At 50.0% G+C, this 17,875-nt stretch carries 15 protein-coding genes; 12 read left to right on the top strand and 3 right to left on the bottom strand.

The features are described from left to right. Positions 1 to 50: 50 nt before the first annotated feature. From LOS79_RS21315 to LOS79_RS21275, 9 genes are all read left to right on the top strand, one after another. Positions 51 to 1,346, top strand: a complete 1,296-nt coding sequence (locus LOS79_RS21315; RefSeq protein ID WP_315412150.1) for an ABC transporter substrate-binding protein — start codon at positions 51 to 53, stop codon at positions 1,344 to 1,346. 118 nt (positions 1,347 to 1,464) lie between these two features. Continuing rightward, positions 1,465 to 2,349 (top strand): carbohydrate ABC transporter permease, encoded by an 885-nt coding sequence (locus LOS79_RS21310; RefSeq protein ID WP_315412148.1) that lies wholly within the window; start codon positions 1,465 to 1,467, stop codon positions 2,347 to 2,349. Positions 2,350 to 2,361: 12 nt separating this feature from the next. Continuing rightward, on the top strand, positions 2,362 to 3,189 hold the full coding sequence (locus LOS79_RS21305; RefSeq protein ID WP_315412147.1) for a carbohydrate ABC transporter permease: 828 nt from the start codon (positions 2,362 to 2,364) through the stop codon (positions 3,187 to 3,189). 27 nt (positions 3,190 to 3,216) lie between these two features. After that, entirely contained in the window at positions 3,217 to 4,827 is a 1,611-nt protein-coding gene (locus LOS79_RS21300) for a bifunctional metallophosphatase/5'-nucleotidase (RefSeq protein WP_315412145.1), read from the top strand. Between the two features lie 195 nt (positions 4,828 to 5,022). After that, a complete protein-coding gene (locus tag LOS79_RS21295) occupies positions 5,023 to 5,592 on the top strand; it encodes an SF0329 family protein (protein WP_315412144.1) in 570 nt (189 codons plus the stop codon). Between the two features lie 5 nt (positions 5,593 to 5,597). Further along, positions 5,598 to 6,572: a helix-turn-helix transcriptional regulator gene (locus LOS79_RS21290; protein WP_315412142.1), complete on the top strand. Its 975-nt coding sequence runs from the start codon at positions 5,598 to 5,600 to the stop codon at positions 6,570 to 6,572. 71 nt (positions 6,573 to 6,643) lie between these two features. Continuing rightward, positions 6,644 to 7,270 (top strand): type 1 glutamine amidotransferase family protein, encoded by a 627-nt coding sequence (locus LOS79_RS21285; protein WP_315412141.1) that lies wholly within the window; start codon positions 6,644 to 6,646, stop codon positions 7,268 to 7,270. A 47-nt stretch (positions 7,271 to 7,317) separates the two neighbouring features. After that, the gene (locus LOS79_RS21280) at positions 7,318 to 7,851 is read left to right on the top strand and encodes a VOC family protein (RefSeq protein WP_315412139.1); all 534 of its coding nucleotides are present in this window, start codon (positions 7,318 to 7,320) and stop codon (positions 7,849 to 7,851) included. Positions 7,852 to 8,038: 187 nt separating this feature from the next. After that, positions 8,039 to 8,587 (top strand): hypothetical protein, encoded by a 549-nt coding sequence (locus LOS79_RS21275; protein ID WP_315412137.1) that lies wholly within the window; start codon positions 8,039 to 8,041, stop codon positions 8,585 to 8,587. Between the two features lie 232 nt (positions 8,588 to 8,819). Here the strand turns inward: LOS79_RS21275 and LOS79_RS21270 are convergent, their stop codons facing one another. Both LOS79_RS21270 and LOS79_RS21265 read right to left on the bottom strand, forming a co-directional pair. Further along, positions 8,820 to 10,106, bottom strand: a complete 1,287-nt coding sequence (locus tag LOS79_RS21270) for an MFS transporter (RefSeq protein WP_315412135.1) — start codon at positions 10,104 to 10,106, stop codon at positions 8,820 to 8,822. A gap of 30 nt (positions 10,107 to 10,136) precedes the next feature. Next, positions 10,137 to 12,359, bottom strand: a complete 2,223-nt coding sequence (locus LOS79_RS21265) for a B12-binding domain-containing radical SAM protein (RefSeq protein ID WP_315412134.1) — start codon at positions 12,357 to 12,359, stop codon at positions 10,137 to 10,139. A gap of 645 nt (positions 12,360 to 13,004) precedes the next feature. Here LOS79_RS21265 and LOS79_RS21260 point away from each other — a divergent pair. The 3 genes from LOS79_RS21260 to LOS79_RS21250 are packed head-to-tail and all read left to right on the top strand — an operon-like array spanning position 13,005 to position 17,548. Then, positions 13,005 to 13,922 (top strand): helix-turn-helix transcriptional regulator, encoded by a 918-nt coding sequence (locus LOS79_RS21260; protein ID WP_315412132.1) that lies wholly within the window; start codon positions 13,005 to 13,007, stop codon positions 13,920 to 13,922. 6 nt (positions 13,923 to 13,928) lie between these two features. Then, positions 13,929 to 15,260: a dynamin family protein gene (locus tag LOS79_RS21255; RefSeq protein WP_315412131.1), complete on the top strand. Its 1,332-nt coding sequence runs from the start codon at positions 13,929 to 13,931 to the stop codon at positions 15,258 to 15,260. Then, on the top strand, positions 15,257 to 17,548 hold the full coding sequence (locus tag LOS79_RS21250) for a dynamin family protein (protein ID WP_315412130.1): 2,292 nt from the start codon (positions 15,257 to 15,259) through the stop codon (positions 17,546 to 17,548). Before LOS79_RS21255 ends, LOS79_RS21250 begins: the two co-directional genes overlap by 4 nt. Before the next feature lie 156 nt (positions 17,549 to 17,704). Here LOS79_RS21250 and LOS79_RS21245 read toward each other — a convergent pair whose 3' ends face one another. After that, a complete protein-coding gene (locus LOS79_RS21245; RefSeq protein ID WP_315412129.1) occupies positions 17,705 to 17,851 on the bottom strand; it encodes a hypothetical protein in 147 nt (48 codons plus the stop codon). Positions 17,852 to 17,875 lie beyond the last annotated feature (24 nt).

Genomic DNA, 17,875 nt, shown 5'->3' with positions numbered 1-17,875 from the left:
ATTGTACCTGTGGTTCGTATCCGTAAATTGTGAAAGGTGGTCCAAATCAGATGTTCGGTAAAAAGTTTGGGGTTGTTGCAGCATCCGCCGCGCTGGTCAGTGTAATGCTTACTTCTTGTGGAGGTGCGGAAGCAAACAATGGGGGAACCCAGGGTCAGGAAGCGGCGGCAGCGGATAGCAAGAAATCTGTTACGCTGTGGATTTTCGATGCAGATCCGATGTACCAGTCAGCAGCTGAAGCTGCCGCGGCGGAAACCGGTGTTGAACTGAAGTATGAGTACATTCAAGATGAGACCTACAAAACCAAATTGAGTGTTGCACTTGCCGCGAATGAGCTTCCCGATGTGTTCCAGCAGCATGCCGGAAAGTCATTCCGTACCCCTGTTCTGCAGTCGAAGACCGTAGCCCCGCTTAACGATACCCTGGATTCCACAGGCCTCGGTGCGCAATTTCTGGACAATCAGCTGGTAACCGAAGAAGACGGCAACATCTATTCCGTTCCTTCTAACATCAGCACAACACTGGTTCTTTACTATAATAAAAAGCTGATCAGCGAGCTTGGCGCTGCCGCCCCGGCAACATGGGAGGATCTTCAGTCGCTGGTCAAGGCTGCTAACGATAAAGGTGTAATTCCTATTGCACTGGGCGGAAAAGAAAGATGGCAGGCGGATTTGCTCTACGATATGCTCGTAGCCCGTGAGGATGTTACCGCCTTCGATAAGGCGATTAAGGGAGAGGCGAAGTTCACGGATGCACCATTCGTTGAAGCCGCCAATAAGGTGACCACCCTGGTAGAGTCGAATGCCTTCCAAAAAGGCTTCCTCGGTTCCGCCTATCTGGATGCCCAAGAGCTGTTCAAGAATGATAAAGCTGTGATGTGGGTCGACGGAAGCTTCAACTTCTCCTCCCTGTCGGCGGCAATGGGTGACAATCTGGGCTATATTGCTTTCCCTAAGACGGGGGCAGAGGATGCTCTCAGCGCAACCATCGGCTTCCAGAATGCTGAAGCGCCATACTCATTGTTCGTGAACAACAGCTCCGCCAATGTGGCTGAAGCCAAGGAGTTTGCCATCCGTCTATCCTTGAAGCTTAATGATGAATTTGTCAGAAAAGGCCTGCCCGGCTACGCCAAGAGCGAGGTGAAGTCTGAATCACAGAATGCGGAGCTCTCAGCGTATGCTGCGGATATCAGTCAGACGGTCAAAACGCAGGCGATGTGGTTCGGTCTGCTGTCAGCAGATGTAGGCCAGGAATACCGTGACCTGACACAAGCATTATACGGCGGGCAGCTCACCGCAGAGGAATTTACCGCCCAGCTGGAGACGCTGCTGCGTACAGCAGAGTAAGGCGGAGACAGTACGCCAGTCCCCTCAGGCGCCAGTGTTACCAAAAATTATTCCAGGAAAGTCGATGCAGTCACTAAGGACCGCATCGACTTTCTGTAATTGGACAGGTGGGTCAGTGATGGAAAAAGCGCTCTCTAATAAAAAGATTATAGCTTTGTTTTTGTTGCCCGGATTGATTGTTTTTCTGGTCTTTTATTTTGTGCCTATTGTAATGACCGCCTACTACAGTCTCCAGGATTGGGATGGCATTAACCCGATGGCCTTCATTGGACTGGACAATTACACGAAGATGTTCACGGCGGATAAAAGCTTCTGGCAGGCGGTATGGAACAGCCTGGCCTTTCTGCTGGTAGGCGTGTTAATCCAGCTGCCGGTCTCATTTGGCTTGGCGCTGCTGGTCTCCCGGAGAATGAAGGGGCGTAAGTGGTTCCGCAATATTTATTTTTTCCCCGTAGTGATGTCAACGACCATGGTCAGCCTGCTGTGGGTTAAGATCTATGATCCGAACATCGGCATGCTGAACACATTAATGGAGACGCTTGGACTGGGAGCCTGGACTGGGGCCTGGCTTGGAGATACGAAGACGGCCCTGCTGTCCGTCCTGATCGTGACGACCTGGCATTATGTCGGTTACAATATGCTGATTCTGTTCGCCGGAATGCAAGGGATACCGGAGCAGTATTATGAAGCAGCGAAGCTGGACGGAGCGACAGGCTGGAAGGCTGTGCGGCATATTACTTTTCCGTTATTGTCTGATGTGCTGCGGATCTGTATCGTCCTGAATGTGATCTATGCCTTGAAGACGTTCGAAAGTGTATACGTAATGACTAACGGGGGACCCCTGAATTCAACAACCGTGATTGCGCTGAAAATGTTCCAGGAAGCCTTCCTGAAGCAGAATTTCGGCTACGGCAGTGCGCTTGCGGTATTCATGGTGCTGGAATGCCTTGTGATCTCCTGGGTGCTTAATAAAGTGTTAACCCAAGAGAAAATTGAATATTAAGGAGGACCGGTCATGCTCAGAAAAACAAAGAATTCAAGCATCTACATCCTGATGATCGTTATCGCCGTCCTCCAGCTGTTTCCGCTCTACTGGCTTGTGATCAGTGCGTTTAAGGATAATTCGGAGATTATAGGCGGAACCGTCTGGGCGCTGCCTGCAGAATGGCGTTTAAGCAATTTCACAGAAGCTTGGGTCAGTGCCAAAGTAAATCAATATTTCTTCAACAGTGTGATTGTCACGCTGGTTACACTCTTGTTTGTGCTGCTGTTTGCTGCAATGATGGCCTATGCGCTGACACGGATGAAATTCAAGTATAACAGTCTCATCTTGTTCATTCTTCTGATGGGCGTTATGGTGCCGATTCATGCTACATTAATACCGCTCTTCATGATTCTTAAGAATCTGGGGATTCTCAGTTCAAGATTGTCGATTATTTTACCGTACATTGCGGTGAATTTGCCTATTGGCGTATATATGCTGTCGGCTTTTCTGCGGACGATGCCCAAGGAACTGGAGGAAGCAGCGTTTATGGACGGCTGCGGGGTGGTGAAGTCCTTCTTCAAGGTAGTGCTGCCGCTGCTTAAGCCGCCGCTTGCCTCAGTGGCGATCTTCGTATTCCTGGCGGTGTGGAATGAGCTTCTTATGGCGGCAACCTTTATTCAAAAGCAGGAGCTGAGAACACTGCCGCTGGGCCTGATGAATTTCAGCGGCCAATACAGTATTAGCTGGGGGCCGCTGGCAGCAGCAATGGTCATATCCACTCTGCCTATTCTGCTGGCTTATGTGCTGTTCAGTGACCAGATGGAGAAGAGCTTCACCGCAGGGGCAATTCTGAAGTAAGCGGGCGTGAGAAAGGATGAAATGATAATGGAACAGGCTGATACCGGCAAATTATTGAATATCGTAATCCTCGCCACCTCGGATCTTCACGGGAATCTGTGGGGCTACCGTTATGAGGACAGCCGCGAGACGGAGAATGACGGGATGGCCCGGGTGGCCTCCTATGTGAAGGAAGTCAGAGACAGCGGAGCTGCGGTCATCCTTATTGACAATGGGGATGTGTTCCAGGGAAATATGCTGACGGACGATATCTACAACAAACGGACAGATACCGTGCATCCGGTCTCGGCGGTACTGAATGCCATGGGCTATGCGGCCATGACCCTCGGCAACCATGAATTTAACTTCGGGCTGGACCTGATTGCGAAATTCCGGCAGGAGCTGGACTTTCCCGTACTCGCTGCGAATGCTGCGTACCCCGGCGGTGAGCTGTTCGCAGAGCCCTACACGCTGATTGAGGTACAGGGCGTCAGGGTTGCCGTAATCGGACTGACGAATCCTAATATTCCGCGCTGGGATGCCGGGAAGGTGGAGGAACTGCGGTTCGGCCACATGGCTGAAACGGCGCAGCAGCTTGCTGCTTCCCTGAGGGCTGAAGACAAGGCCGATATCATTGTCATCAGCGCGCATGCGGGAATGGTGGCTGAATTTGATGAAGAAGGCGGCTCGGATTCTGCTGAACAGATTGCGAGGCTTGTTCCTGAGGCTGATGTACTGCTGGTCGGGCATATGCACATTACCGTTAAGCAGCGGATCGGGGATATCGTAATCGGCGGGCCGCGCGACCGGGGGCGGGAGGTGGTCCGCTTCGACCTGACCGTTCAGCTGGAGGGTGCGGGGCCCCGGGTGGTGAACAGGGAAGTCTCGATTGCGGATATGGCCGGCTGGGAGCCGGATCCGGAATTCCGCAAGCTGGCCGCTGAAGCGCATGAAGAGACCATCCGCTTCAGCGGCCAAGGCGGCGGAGCCTTGGCTGCTGAAGCAGACGGCAGTATCTTGGGCTATGCCACCGCTGACTTCCAGCCGCAGGCGGAGACGGGCGGGATCCCGGCGGGAAGGCTGCAGGATACGCCGGTCATTACGCTGATTCAGAAGGTGATGCTGCAGGCCAGCGGGGCGGATGTTGCCGCGACCAGCTTGTTCTCAGATACTGCGGACTTGAAGCAGGGCCCGTTAACGTACGCCGATGTATACCGCATCTATCCGTTCGATAATGTGCTGTATGTGGTTACTGTAACAGGCAAAGAGCTTAAGGCCTACATGGAAGCTTCGGCAACGCATTTCAATCAGTGGCAGCCGGGCGACCTTGAGGTGACTGCCAACCCTGAGGTGCCTAGTTACCTCTATGATATGTTCGCCGGCATCGATTATCAGATCGATCTGTCGCAGCCTGCCGGTCAGCGGATCATCAATGTGCTGTACCAGGGCCAAGCGCTTGCCGACACGCAGCAGCTGCAGCTTGCCGTCAACAATTACCGCTACAGCAGCTTATTGAAGGCGTCCAGACTGGTCAGTGCAGCCAGACACTGGGAGTCCCCGTGCAGTGTCCGGGATATGCTGGTCAGCTACATCCGCGGGCAGGGAACGTTATCGCCGGAAGCCGATAATAACTGGTCAATTACCGGGGTGGGAAATTGACTTGCGGAGATAAAGTGTATATATTCGTGTCATTAAGCCGAAGCCGGCAACACTTCGTTGCTAAGCTCAATTTGCTGATCCGCTGACGGAGGAATTGCCGGATGCTGTGTTTCGTCATGTCTTCAGCAGGGCGGGCAAGTCATCTATGAAGCTTAACCCCCACCTTGTGGGGTTGTTTATTTAGGAGGGGATTACATGTCCTGGAGCAAATTGAAGCAGCAGCTGGAGGGCTTTCTTAGCCCTGCGTTATATGGAAGAGTAGAATACCGCGCACCTGCTTACCGCTATTTTCCCGATAAATCAGGGACCTGTTATATCTCGGTGGATAAGAAGAACGTGCTCAACATGAACGACAAAACGAACCCCATCCGCTGGTATCCATCCGAGCTGGACATTAAGAATGATCCAGACATCCGGATTCCTGTCACTATTGACGACATTGAAGCGGTCAGAGCAGCAGCCAAGGGACCCGTGCCGGAGGACCGTCTAATCATTATGGCCAGCAGCAGAAAAAGCACTGAGCATGCCAAGGAGTTAATGTCTGCCCAGGCGGCGCTGGTGAAATCGAATTTTATCGTGATAGCGAATCAGTTCTTAACTACGCCTATAGAGGAGAGCCTGGAGAGCAGTGATATCGTGCTGAATATTCTGGCCTTGCTGGACAAGCGGATCGGGAAGAAGCGGATCCTGGGTATGGCGGGGAAGATGGAGCTGAAGCATCCGGTGGTGCAGTATTTCTATGAGCTGCGGCGGGGGGCGCTGTAACGGTTATGCCCAAAAACGATAATATGCTGGCCATCCTGTGGATGCTGAACTCCGGCGGGAAAATAACGGCCAAGCAAATATCCGAGAAGCTGGAAATCAATATCCGCACAGTATACCGCTATATGGATGCGCTATGCGCCAGCGGGGTCCCGATCATCTCCGATTCCGGCCATAACGGCGGCTATAGCCTGCTGAATCAGTTCATCAGGGCGCCTCTGCTGTTTGAGCTTGACGAGAAGAAGGCACTTCTGCACGCAGCTATCTTCGCCAAAGAAGCCGGATACCCGATGAATAAGGCACTGGACCATGCGGCGGCCAAGCTCAAGATGTATTCCAATCAGGAGCAGGAAAATACACTTAGCCGCCATTTAGCCGGGTTTGAGGTGATTAACCGTGCGGGCTCTCCAGCGGTTCAGCCGGTGCTCGCGGAATTGGAGCAGGCAGTAGCGGGAGAATTCGCTGTAGAAATAGATTACCGCACTGGCCGTGATGAGCATCCTAAGACCAGGGTGATCGACCCGTATGGTGTGCTGTATTGGAACAACAAATGGTATACGGTCGGCTACTGCCATCTGAAGCAGGAGATCCGCAGCTTCCGGGCAGACCGGATTCTGGCGATCAGGCGGACGCAGATGCTGTTCAAGCGTGACGCAGCCTTCTCGGCCCGTGAATTCTTCATGCAGAATCTGCTGCCTGAGGCGGGAGGCCAAGAAGCGTTAGTCTCGCTCATTATCGCAGGCCGGGCCGAGGCGCTGGATGACCTCTGTCTGAACTGGTATCTGGGGCATTATCTGCAGGAGCGGACATCCGGCCAGGCCGTCTTCGTCCTTGAAGAGCAAGATATGCTGAGATATGTCCCGCATTCGCTCCTGGCTTACGGGAAATCGCTTCAAGTCCTTGAACCGCAGAGCTTGAAGGATAAGCTGGCTGCGGTTGCGGCGGATTTAACGGAATATTATCGAAATGAACAGCTTCACTGACAGCGGATGTCAGTGGAGCTATTTTATTATGGAGATAGAGTTAATTAATCACAGAGAGAGAGGAATTACTAATGAACAATACAGTATATCTATATGTGTTCGACACGATGGCCGACTGGGAGATAGGCTACTTAACGGCTGAACTGAACTCGGGAAGATATTACAAGCAGGGGCAACCCTCCAGCAAGATAGTTACCGTAAGCTTGGTTACGACTCCTGTCACTACCATGGGCGGGCTGACAATTCTGCCGGATATCCAGCTCAGCGAGTGCAGCATTACGAGTACAGATGCATTGATTCTGCCCGGCGGGAATACATGGACAGAGGCCATCCACGAGCCCATCCTTGAGCTCGCCCGGAGATGTATGCAGGAGAATATCTTAGTAGCCGCTATTTGCGGGGCTACCATAGCGCTTGCCCAGGCAGGGCTGCTGAATTCACGCCCGCATACCAGCAATGATTTGGGATACCTGAAAATGACCTGCCACAAGTACACAGGTGAAGCGTACTACAGCAATCAGTCTGCTGTAACCGACGGCAAGCTGATCACGGCCTCCGGCATCGCGCCGCTGGAATTCACTGTACATGTCCTGAAGGCCCTGGACGTACTCGATCCAGACAGATTGAAGGCCTGGTATAGTCTCTACAAGACCCAGGACGCCAAGTATTTCTATGAACTGATGAGTCCTGTTCAATGAAGAGGAGCCAAAACTGATATGTACTGATCAATTAAAGGAGGATTAACATGACTACAAGCGGAGAAATTACAGGAGTATCGGGTCAATATACGAACAAGGGGACACCAAATGGATTCACTGCCATTACCCCATTCATAACGGTAAACCGTCCTTCTGAGGCGATAGAGTTCTATACAGCGGTGTTCGGGGCAAAGGTCATCTATATTACGGAATACCCGGGTGCTGGCGGGGAAGCCATTATTGCTCACGCAGAATTAGACTTCGGCAATGGCCGCCTGCAGCTGGGAGCCGCGAATCCGGCCTATCATTTGGTCCTGCCGCCAGCTGACGGCAATGCCTGTTATTCTCTGGCAATCTACGTAATGAATGTGGATCAGGTCATAGATGACGCGGCAGCAAGAGGAGCGACGGTCAGGGAACCAGTGGCCAGCTTCGTCTCAGGCGACCGGTTCGGCAGCATCCTGGACCCCTTCGGCGTAAGATGGTCAGTGATGACCCGGATCGAGGATCTGTCCGATGAAGAGAGCAGTCGCAGGGTTGCGGAGTGGGCAGAGAGTGCGCTTGCGTGGGAGAAGGAGTAAACGACAGAGAAGTTAACGGGGATGGCCCTCTCTTCACGAAGAGGGTTCTTCTGTGTGTCCGGGCCGGGCGCGGAGTGCAATAGGGTTCCAGGATATGGTACGATGGTGTGAGGTTTCACCTGAAGAATGCTGGCGATGAGAAAGACACATGAATAGAATCACTTAGGCGAAAGGAAGGAATCCAGACATGAACGAACCATCCGATCAGCTCATTGAAATGCTGGGACAGCCGTATAATCCCAAGAGTGTGCAAGCTTTGCTGCAGCCATTCGGCATCAGACGGATACCCGGTCCTAACAGCTATTTTAACGACGATATCATCTGGTCTGTGAAATCATCGGTACGTATCGATATTTACCGCGCACCCAAACTAAACGCGCTGACGGGGCTTCATTATACGAATCAAGAAGAATGGATCATTGGAGCCATACATTTTCTTGCGCCAGGGTCTGATGACAGAATTAAAGCCCCGTTTCCCGGTTACCTGCCACAGGGAATCACAATGAGTGCAACACCAGAAGAGGCGATAGAGGCTTATGGCCAGCCTGAACTAGATGAAGAATGTGAGTGGCCCGGATTCTCCGGCCGGATTCTGGCCTGGCGTAAGCCGGGCCAGAATATCGCTATTGAATTTGAGGATACCGGAACCGAGCGCAGAATGAGAAGCTACCAGGCTTGCCTGATCGGCTGTATCGGCGCTTGGCGGAACGATAATCCGGAGGTTTTTGCTCCCTGATCCAGTATGGTATTATTATTTTCGGAATTTTGAGAGAGAGCAAGATATCCTCATAGCGCATAAAGACAAGCTTCAGGCGCGTTATTCAGACCATTAAAAGCATACTAATAGAAGCTGTAAGAGTGAGGATCGGATGATGGTGAAGGGAGAGCCCGGAGCCAATAAGCCGATCCTCTATTTCGTTATGTAGCGGGTTATATGTGCGGCGTTGTAAAGTGACCCTTCATCTGACTTATGCAGATTGACCGGATTGAGAGGATCGGGAGGACGGCGTAGTCCCGATGTCGAGGCTGCGCATATGAGGACTACTCAGCCCGGTGATCAGACATAAGGCGAACAAGCCGGCGGCAAGACCGAAGCATATCTCTACGCCGATTCTGTCCGCCAGAATACCTACTCCGCCATAGGTTAACGGGATCGAAAGGTTAAAAGCCATGGAACTGAGGCTGTTGACCCGTCCCCGCAGCGCAGAAGGAACCAGCAGCTGGAATAAAGTGCTCATCGGAATGACCGTAACGGTCACACCAAAGCCCAGGATCAGGTTGCCGGAGCAAGCTAGCCAGAGCACAGGTGATAAGGCAATCACACACATGCCAAGGCCTTGGATACCCAGTCCACAGGAGAACCAGAGACCGACTCTCCGGGGAGATCTGCTGCCTACGAACAGTCCGCCCAGGAGTAACCCGACGCCTATAGCCGCATTGAAAATCCCGAGCCCGCTGGAGCCGCCCTGCAGCAGCTCACCAATCAGCATGGGAGGGAGCACATTGCTTGGCCCTAAGGCAATATTGCTGAGTGTACCAAGAAGAATGAGCAGGAGCATGGCAGTTTGTCCGCGCAGCCACTCCCAGCCTTCACGGATTTCCGCTAAGATGGATAAGCCGCTCCCAGCGCGGGAATGGTTCCCGGCCCTGCTGCGGTGCTTAATCCGCTGAATCAGGGCAAGCGAGACGATGAAGGATACCGCATCCCCAATGACAGCCCCTGAATTTCCGATGGAGGCTATCAGTATTCCACCGGCAACCGTACCGAGAATACGGGTGATCTGCAAAGAGATGGACAGCAGTGAATTGGCTGAGATGAGATAGGCTTTATCCGCGATGAGCTCCGGCAGTAACGAGCTCTGCGAGGTCGCAAACAGATTGCCCATAACCGATAACAGGGCTGTAATCAGATAGATATGCAGCAGCTGAAGCTGCCCGGTGATCATGAGCACGGCAAGGGTTCCGGTGAGCAGGGCCTGAGCCGCATCGGAGATCTGCATCAGAAGCTTAGGGTTCAAGCGGTCTACCCAGGCGCCGATGAACAGGCCGAGGACCATCTCCGGCAGGAACTTGGCGACAATCACCAGCCCTACCTGGAGCGAGGAACCAGTCATGGAGTACACAAGCCAGCTGATCGCCAGATTGTACAAGGAACTCCCGAAGAAGGAGCATGCCCGGGCCAGCCATAAATAGCGGAAGTCGGCATTATGCTTCAGCAGGAGTCTGTAATTAGGTTTGCTGATTACGGAATTCAACGCTGGACACCCTCCTTGTTGAAGCAGTCTTCAAGCCTCTTCTGCCGGTGCATACTTCAGCCGCAGCAACCGGCTCTTGATAGAGTGACGCCATAGCTGAGTATGGAACTCATGCTGGGCAGATTGCTGCAATAGTTCCGTTAAGCATAAGCCATGTTCGAAGTTCCGCAAGAACTCAAGCATAGGTGGAGGAAAAGGAAACAAAGTGCCGTCCCGCCGGATGAACAGCTGCTGTTCTTTGGGCTGCGGGTAACTGGAATCCTCCGGTTGCCACTCCTCAAGAAGCGCAGTGATATTCTGCGCGGTGACAGCCATGCCTGCCTGTTCGGCTGTATCAAGAAGCTGATCCAGGTTCTTTCTGTTAAACAGCTTGTGGACAGGCAGGTAATAGTACCCTTTGGAAATATGCCCGTTTAATTCTAAGACGGTGCCCGCTTCAACTGCGGTATGGTCTGTCCCGCTGATAACTTCGAGAATGCTGTTACCGAACCGGTCATGGTAGAACATCGAATGCGCCGTATCCACTCCCCCCACCCAAGGACGGTCAAGCAGATGGGTCCGCAAGGAGGTTTTGGCCTCAGTCAGCTCCTGCGAGCCATGGCGGGATGAGTCTGCCAGCAAGTGCTCCTGCTCACTGTAATGCAGCCTCCAGGCAACATCTTCACCCTCGAAAGGCCGGATATGCTGAATACCGAAGCGTTCCGGTTCTTTGGCGATAATCGCGCCTGAGGTTAAGACGAACTGGCCAAGCCCGCCCAGAGTCCAATACTTGCTATTCTGCTGTAGAAAATGAACAGAGCTCAAAGCATCTTCAACCGTCTCTGTAGGGAATCCGGTAAAGCCCATAATCTGTACGCCGATGCCTGCTTCACTGAACCTTTGAATGGTCTCCTGCAGCCGGTCGACCTTGGTTCCTTTGTTGATCAGATTCAAGATCCGCTGGTTGCCGGATTCGAATCCGACTGAGATAGCAGTACAACCGCTGCGGTGCAGCAGCTCACAGCGTTCAGGGGTCCAGTATTCCTCGAGCCGGATCTCCGCGCCCCAGCGGATGTCGAGGCCTTCTTCCAGGATTGCCGCCGCCAGCTTGAGCAGTAAGGCCGGAGAGAGCACATCCACGGAGAAATAAATATATTTATAAGTGACGGCGAGCGTCCGCAAATCTTTCATAATTTTATCCAGCGGGTATTGCCGCCAGGGACTGGTAGGGGAATCGGTATTCAAGCCGTAATCACAAAAGGTGCACCGGTTCCAATAACATCCCCGCGAAGGAGAATAGTAGATGAACGGATACGGGGACAGGTATTTCTCCCAGGGCAGCTTGCTGTATTCCGGCACCGGAAAAGAGCAGATATCCTCGTATTTGATCTCCGTCACGGAAGCGCCCGGCACGGCCTGAAGCCGTGGATGCAGGGCAATATTCGCTGACGCGGTCAGCGGATGCTTATGCTTCATGGCCTGAAGAATGGAGACGAAGGCACTTTCCCCTTCACCGATGATACACGCGTCTGCGGCGCCAAAGACCGCATAGAAATCACTTGGGTCCGTGATGTATTTCCAGTAATCAGACACGGCGGTACCGCCGAATATTATCCGGATGTCCGGGCAGCTGCTCCGGATATGATGTGCCATGCTGAGCGCGAACGGAAGCTGGGCGACATAGGTGATACTGATCCCCACAAGGGAGTAGTCACCCAGGATGAGGTGAGGAATTAATTCGTTCCTGAAATAGCCGGCAAAAGGCTCAGAGATTCTTCCGGTAATCCGGGCATCGCGCATATCCATAGAGCTGAAGATATTGAAGAATCCGCTGGTCGCTAAGCTGAACCCCTTGAATTGCCCCGGGAAGCCCTTAAGCGACAAGGCATCCATCCAGAGCATCACCGTCTCAACGGCGCTGGTGTACAGCCTGTAGTCATGGAATTCGGCTTCATTCCGGAACGTATGTATTGCGGCGGGCAGCGCCTCAGCGAAATTCATCCCTTGTACTTTGAGCGCGTAATACAGCTCCATCTGTTCCATGGGCGTGGGCTGCTCCAGTGCTGCAAGCAACGCGGTCCGTTCATGGATATATTGCAGGGTGCTTCCGATTTGCTCGGGCGCTGCAGTATACAGCCAGGAGTCTATGTTACTATCAATAATATCAATATCGTCGAAGCCGAATTGCCGCGCATAACCCGCCAAGCAACACAGGCTGTGATATCCTGAGGTAGGATCGCTGACCGGAGGGTAGATAAGCGCAGTTTTGACCATTCCAATACCTCCATAATGACAAGAATACCTCCCCACTTGGCGATACAATGAGGAGGCTGGGCTGCGGTGACCTGTTAGTGAATGTTATTGACATTGTTCTCGCGGGTAAGGACATTATCAAATTCTTCGGTGACCTCCAGGATTGCTGCCAGCAGTTCTTGTTCCTCCTGTTTCATAACAAATTCACCTCCTTTAGGTATTAAAGAGATTATATGCTAAAAAATGACAAATAACCTATGAGCTAGAAGATTGACGTGGAAATTAATAGTGGATAAACTATTTATTTGGGTGAAAAGATCGGAAAAGAAGTGTATGTTCGTGAAGACGTAGTTGAAACATACGGTTGTGCTGTATTTCTATGAGCTACAGTGGGACATTGCCAGTTGACCTGTCTTCCATTATTCAAACCCTTCTATTATTGGAAGGGTTTTTCAGTTATGCACGCTGAAATAAAATCGCAAACAGTCATATTACAAAATTATACAACATTCGACATGTTGAAAAGTGTACTATTATGACGTATGTCCTGGGCTTATGTAACTATAGTGAACCGGGAAATTAGTTTAATGGAGTTTTTCCAACCCCAATATATGTCCATCCTGTCGTGATATAGTGGGGGAAATCATTGAAAGAAGGGAATCATGCTTGAACCTTGATTTTAACGGGAATAAAGGGTTCCGCTTGTTGAACATGCACGAACTGCTTAACAGGGGTGAACTTATCAAGAAGGCAGAGCTAGCTGAGCGGTATGGTGTAACAGAAAAAACCATTCAGCGTGACATTGACGAGTTAAGAGTGTATTTGGCAGATACCCGGTTTGCAGAAGGAGAAGTGTCGATTAAATACGACAGGATTCGTTCCGGATACTACCTAGTTCGTATGGAGCGTGAATGGATTACTAACGAAGAGGTTTTAGCAATATGCAAAATCCTGCTGGAGAGCCGGGCGTTTTGTAAGGAAGAGTTAGATACGCTTGTTGTGAAATTATTAGCACAGGTAACATCAAATGACCGCAAGCAGGTCGAGAACATGATCCGCAACGAGCAGTTTTATTACGTCCCGTTAAGGCATGGAAAGAAGCTTCTCGCAGCAATATGGGAGCTGTCGCAGTACATAACGCACCACGAAGTAATTCGAATTTCCTATGTCCGCCAAGACGGTGTTGAGCGGGCGCATGAAGTGAAGCCGGTCGCCATAATGTTCTCAGAATACTATTTCTATCTGATTGCATTCATGGCGGATGATCGACACGGCTTCCCTACTGTATTTCGTATTGACAGAATTGAAAGTCTTCAAGGTACAGGAATTAAGTTCAAGGTGCCTTATAAGGACAAATTCAACGACGGGGAGTTTCGTAAGAGAGTGCAGTTTATGTATTCGGGTGAACTGCAGAGGGTGAAGTTTAAGTTTAGCGGCACGTCCATTGAAGCTGTGTTGGACAAACTGCCGACGGCACAGATATTGTCTGAGAATGAAGGGGTTTATGTAATTTCGGTGGAAACATACGGAAATGGTGTTGATATGTGGATACGAGGTCAGGGAGAGAAGGTTGAGGTGTTATAGCTGCGAATGGAAAGTAATCGTCAAAGTAACTTTGTAACCTCGCATAGCTTTATAAAGCATCCGCTGAGAAAAGCAAAGAAAAAAACCAGGATGCGCTATTATGTTGCGCTTGATCATTTTGTGAGAGAGTACGCAGGTATTGCCGAATACGCAAATGCCCGGTTACTACAATACCAAGAGATGCTTATTGAAAGTAATACTACATTTACTGTAACTGACAGGAACCGTAATAGCATCATTCGTTCTGTTGTAAACGATTCGCTTAGACCGTGGATGTGGAAATACCGTTTTTGGTTGACATGTGACATTGCGCTTATCTTAGCGGATAAGAACGCAATTGAGAAGGTACAAGAAGATATGCAGCGATACCTGAACAAACGACAGCGCGCTGCACTAAGTGTGCTGGTATCTTATCTTTTTAACGATAAGATGATTCCGCCAAAAATGCTTTTTGCTGAAGGATTGATTTATCAATTCCGGTTAAACCGAAGCTTCACAGCGCAACAGGAACAGCGGGTCTTGATTACGGCCAATATGAGCGCTGGTAAATCGACGCTGATCAATGCTCTTATCGGCAAACAAGTCGCCCGGACCTCGCAAGAAGCATGCACAGCGGACTTGCATTACTACTTAAATAAGCCTGTTGAGGATGGATCAATTCACTTGCGGGCAGGACAGCTTAATCTGAATGCTGCTTATGAAGATCTGATGGATGCTGAACAAGTAGGTAGTGGTAGTGTAGCTTCCTATTTCCGTTCTTTCGTACAATCTGATCCGCAACGCCGAATTTGCCTAATTGATACTCCAGGTGTAAATTCTGCGATTAACCGGGAGCACGGCAGCCGGACCCGTAAAGCGTTGATGGAAGAACAGTACGATAAACTAATCTATGTGTTAAATGCTAATCAACTTGGGACAGATGAGGAAATTCGTTATTTAAAGTATATTTCCGGAAATGTGCCAAGTGATAAGGTAGTTTTTGTCTTAAACAAACTTGATCATTTCAAAAGCGCAGATGATTCCATTGCTGCAAGCATAGAGGGTGTGAAAACGGATCTGCTGCAACTTGGATATAAGAATCCTACGGTATATCCATTGTCTGCATACTTCGCATTATTGTTGAAGCGCAAGCAGAACGGTGAGCTTTTGACTGAGGATGAGCAAGACGAGTATGACTACTATGTGAAAAAATTCAGCAGGCCAGAATTTGATCTCTCTGTCCACTTGAATACATCTACGGCGCCCTTACAGACAGCTGAAGATAAGCAATTAGCGCTTGCAGCAAGCTGCGGGCTTTATAGTCTTGAAAACATATTATACGGAGGAAGCGACCAATGAAAAAGGTGTTTGTGAAGTACAATCCTTACAAGCTTGAAACAGAGATTACGGTTGATGGGAAAGGGTTGGCGCAAAACAGCAAGCTTGGAGAGAAGGCTGCCGACGGCTCCCGGTTGCAGGAATGGGTTGAAGAGCTCCCGCGCATTCTTGTCGAAGAGTACAATGACACCAATTTTGAAATTACGTTTCACGGCACATTGCTTGACTACGAGGACTTGGTTGATGTATTCACCGAAGCGCATAAGAATAATAAACTCAAAGCGACGATAAAACGTAACCCGGCCAAAGAAACAGCGGATAAGGAAGCTCTAATCAACGACGTCTTCAACCAAATTCAGCAAGGTCCGTTCAATGAGTTGAAAGATGCAGAGATCGTGAGTGCATTTGAACACGCCAAGAGCAGTGATTTCGAAGTATGTGTCGTTGCGACGATGAGTGCCGGTAAATCTACGCTGATCAATTCAATGCTTGGCTCAAAATTAATGCCCTCCAAACAAGAGGCCTGCACAGCTATTGTTACGCGAATCAAGGATACTACCCGGGATGAGGTGCCGTTCATTGCGGAAGTTTACAATCAAGAGGACGAACTGACCGAAACGCATGCCAAATTAACCTATCCAATCATGGAGCGGTTGAATTCCAGTGAGAACATATCCGCTATCCATGTTTCAGGAAATATTCCGTTTGTTTCGTCAGAAGATGTTTCGCTGGTACTCATTGATACCCCGGGGCCGAACAACTCCCGCGATCCTAGACATAGAAAGGTACAGAGCGAGCTTCTTGGCAAATCATCAAAGGCGCTTGTACTCTATATTATGACAGGTGAATTCGGTACTGACGATGATAACGCCTTGTTGAATCGTGTCGCTGAGAGTATGAGTGTGGGCGGCAAACAGTCGAAGGATAGATTCATCTTTGTTGTCAACAAACTGGATGACCGCAAGAAAGAGGATGGCGATACGAGCCAAACCTTAGAGCGTGTCCGTTCTTATCTGAAAAACCATGGCATAGTGAGTCCGAACTTGTTCCCTGCATCCGCCTTGCCTGCGCTTAACATCAGACTCATGGCAAGCGAAGCGGATGTGGACGTAGACACAATTGATGAAACGGAAATGAAGATTAAGAAATTGAACCGCAATGAACCCTTGCATTTCGAGACGTATGCGGCGCTCCCTCCAAGCATTCGCGGTGAGATTAACGAGCAGCTTGCGGCTACGAGAGAAGCATGGAGCGGCAGAGACAATGAAAATCCGGAAGAAGCATTGATTCATACGGGCGTAGTTTCTATTGAAGCAGCTATCCGTCAATACGTACAGAAATACGCCAAAACGGCAAAAATCAAAAATATTGTAGATACGTTCCTGCACAAATTAGACGAAGTAGGCGCCTTCGAGGAAACGAAACGTGAGCTTGCCCGAAACCAGGAAGAAAGCAAGCGTATTGTGCGGTTGATTGAATCGATCCGTGAGAAGATGGATGATGCACGCGATGCGAAGAAGTTCAAAGACTCGGTTGATGATGCGGTTGTGGCAGTTAACGACTCATCAAGAGAGGTGGTAGAAGGAATACTTGAGAAGTTCCAGGCCCGCATTACAAAACGTATCGATGATCTGCGCAATCAGGAACTTTCTATTCATGATGCTGAAGAAGAAGCAGAGCGTTTGCATAAGTTTGCACAAAAGCTGGAGCCTGACTTTGAAGTAGAGCTGGATGAACTTGTCCGAAATAACATTGTGGGTACAGGTGTTGCCTTGCTTGAGGCATACAAGAAAAAGCTTGCTTCGTTAACGGAAGAATTAGATATTGCTGAAGTGACAATTGATCCATTAAAACTAATGGGCGGCAGCGTTGGAGAATTTTCTGCCCAGAGCTTAATAAAGAAGAAGGACGTTGAGGATGGGGAAGAATGGGTGAAGAATACAGATAAAAGATGGTTTAAGCCATGGACGTGGGGCCAAGAGAGTGGCTATTACCGAACAACTTACAAAACGGTTCAGTATGTTCTTGGTGCTGAGTTAGCACAGAAGTTTTTTGCTCCAGTAGAGGATAGTCTTTATAACAACGGTGATAACGCCCGTAAATATGCGCTTCAACAGTCGAAACGAATTGCAGACCGCTTCAACAAAGAATTTGAAAGGCTTGATGATGTGCTTAAGGTAAAGCTCGCTGAGCTGGAGAACTACGCCACCGATAAGAAAAAAGCCGATGAACGGGTTCTAGAGTCGGAGCGCAAGTTGAACTGGTTGGAGCAAATTAAAGTTAGAGTAGAATCTATTATGGAGATATAAGGGGATAGTATTATGGCGATAACAGACGTTTTCACAAACGCAGTAACATCGGGCAATGTTAGACGCATTCGTATTATAATGAAGGATAGCTTACTTGTTGATCCGACATTTTCAGAATTTAAAGAAATGGAAAGGCATACTCAAGCTGTGAATGGACTATATGATGAACATGATGGCCGAGTGCTTGAGGAAGATCCGTCTGCCTGGAACGACGACTATATGAGTAAGATGATGGTTCAGATTGTCGGGAACTTTTCTCATGAACGACTGGAACATCTCCAAAAGATAGTCAGACATCTCCATCCCGTCACTTCCCTCCCACAAGCA

This window comes from Paenibacillus sp. MMS20-IR301 (assembly GCF_032302195.1).
Taxonomy (GTDB): Bacteria; Bacillota; Bacilli; order Paenibacillales; family Paenibacillaceae; genus Paenibacillus_AQ.
Note: the sequence above shows the minus strand (reverse complement) of the source record. Positions and strands in the feature narration are given on the sequence as shown.

Bases quoted from the DNA above. Each gene is read 5' to 3' on its own strand.
- LOS79_RS21245 (WP_315412129.1), bottom strand. From the start codon at position 17,851: ATGGAGATGTCTGACTATCTTTTGGAGATGTTCCAGTCGTTCATGAGA.
- LOS79_RS21265 (WP_315412134.1), bottom strand. From the start codon at position 12,359: ATGGTCAAAACTGCGCTTATCTACCCTCCGGTCAGCGATCCTACCTCA.
- LOS79_RS21280 (WP_315412139.1), top strand. From the start codon at position 7,318: ATGACTACAAGCGGAGAAATTACAGGAGTATCGGGTCAATATACGAAC.
- LOS79_RS21255 (WP_315412131.1), top strand. From the start codon at position 13,929: ATGGAAAGTAATCGTCAAAGTAACTTTGTAACCTCGCATAGCTTTATA.
- LOS79_RS21285 (WP_315412141.1), top strand. From the start codon at position 6,644: ATGAACAATACAGTATATCTATATGTGTTCGACACGATGGCCGACTGG.
- LOS79_RS21310 (WP_315412148.1), top strand. From the start codon at position 1,465: ATGGAAAAAGCGCTCTCTAATAAAAAGATTATAGCTTTGTTTTTGTTG.
- LOS79_RS21315 (WP_315412150.1), top strand. From the start codon at position 51: ATGTTCGGTAAAAAGTTTGGGGTTGTTGCAGCATCCGCCGCGCTGGTC.
- LOS79_RS21300 (WP_315412145.1), top strand. From the start codon at position 3,217: ATGGAACAGGCTGATACCGGCAAATTATTGAATATCGTAATCCTCGCC.
- LOS79_RS21250 (WP_315412130.1), top strand. From the start codon at position 15,257: ATGAAAAAGGTGTTTGTGAAGTACAATCCTTACAAGCTTGAAACAGAG.
- LOS79_RS21290 (WP_315412142.1), top strand. From the start codon at position 5,598: ATGCCCAAAAACGATAATATGCTGGCCATCCTGTGGATGCTGAACTCC.
- LOS79_RS21295 (WP_315412144.1), top strand. From the start codon at position 5,023: ATGTCCTGGAGCAAATTGAAGCAGCAGCTGGAGGGCTTTCTTAGCCCT.
- LOS79_RS21305 (WP_315412147.1), top strand. From the start codon at position 2,362: ATGCTCAGAAAAACAAAGAATTCAAGCATCTACATCCTGATGATCGTT.
- LOS79_RS21275 (WP_315412137.1), top strand. From the start codon at position 8,039: ATGAACGAACCATCCGATCAGCTCATTGAAATGCTGGGACAGCCGTAT.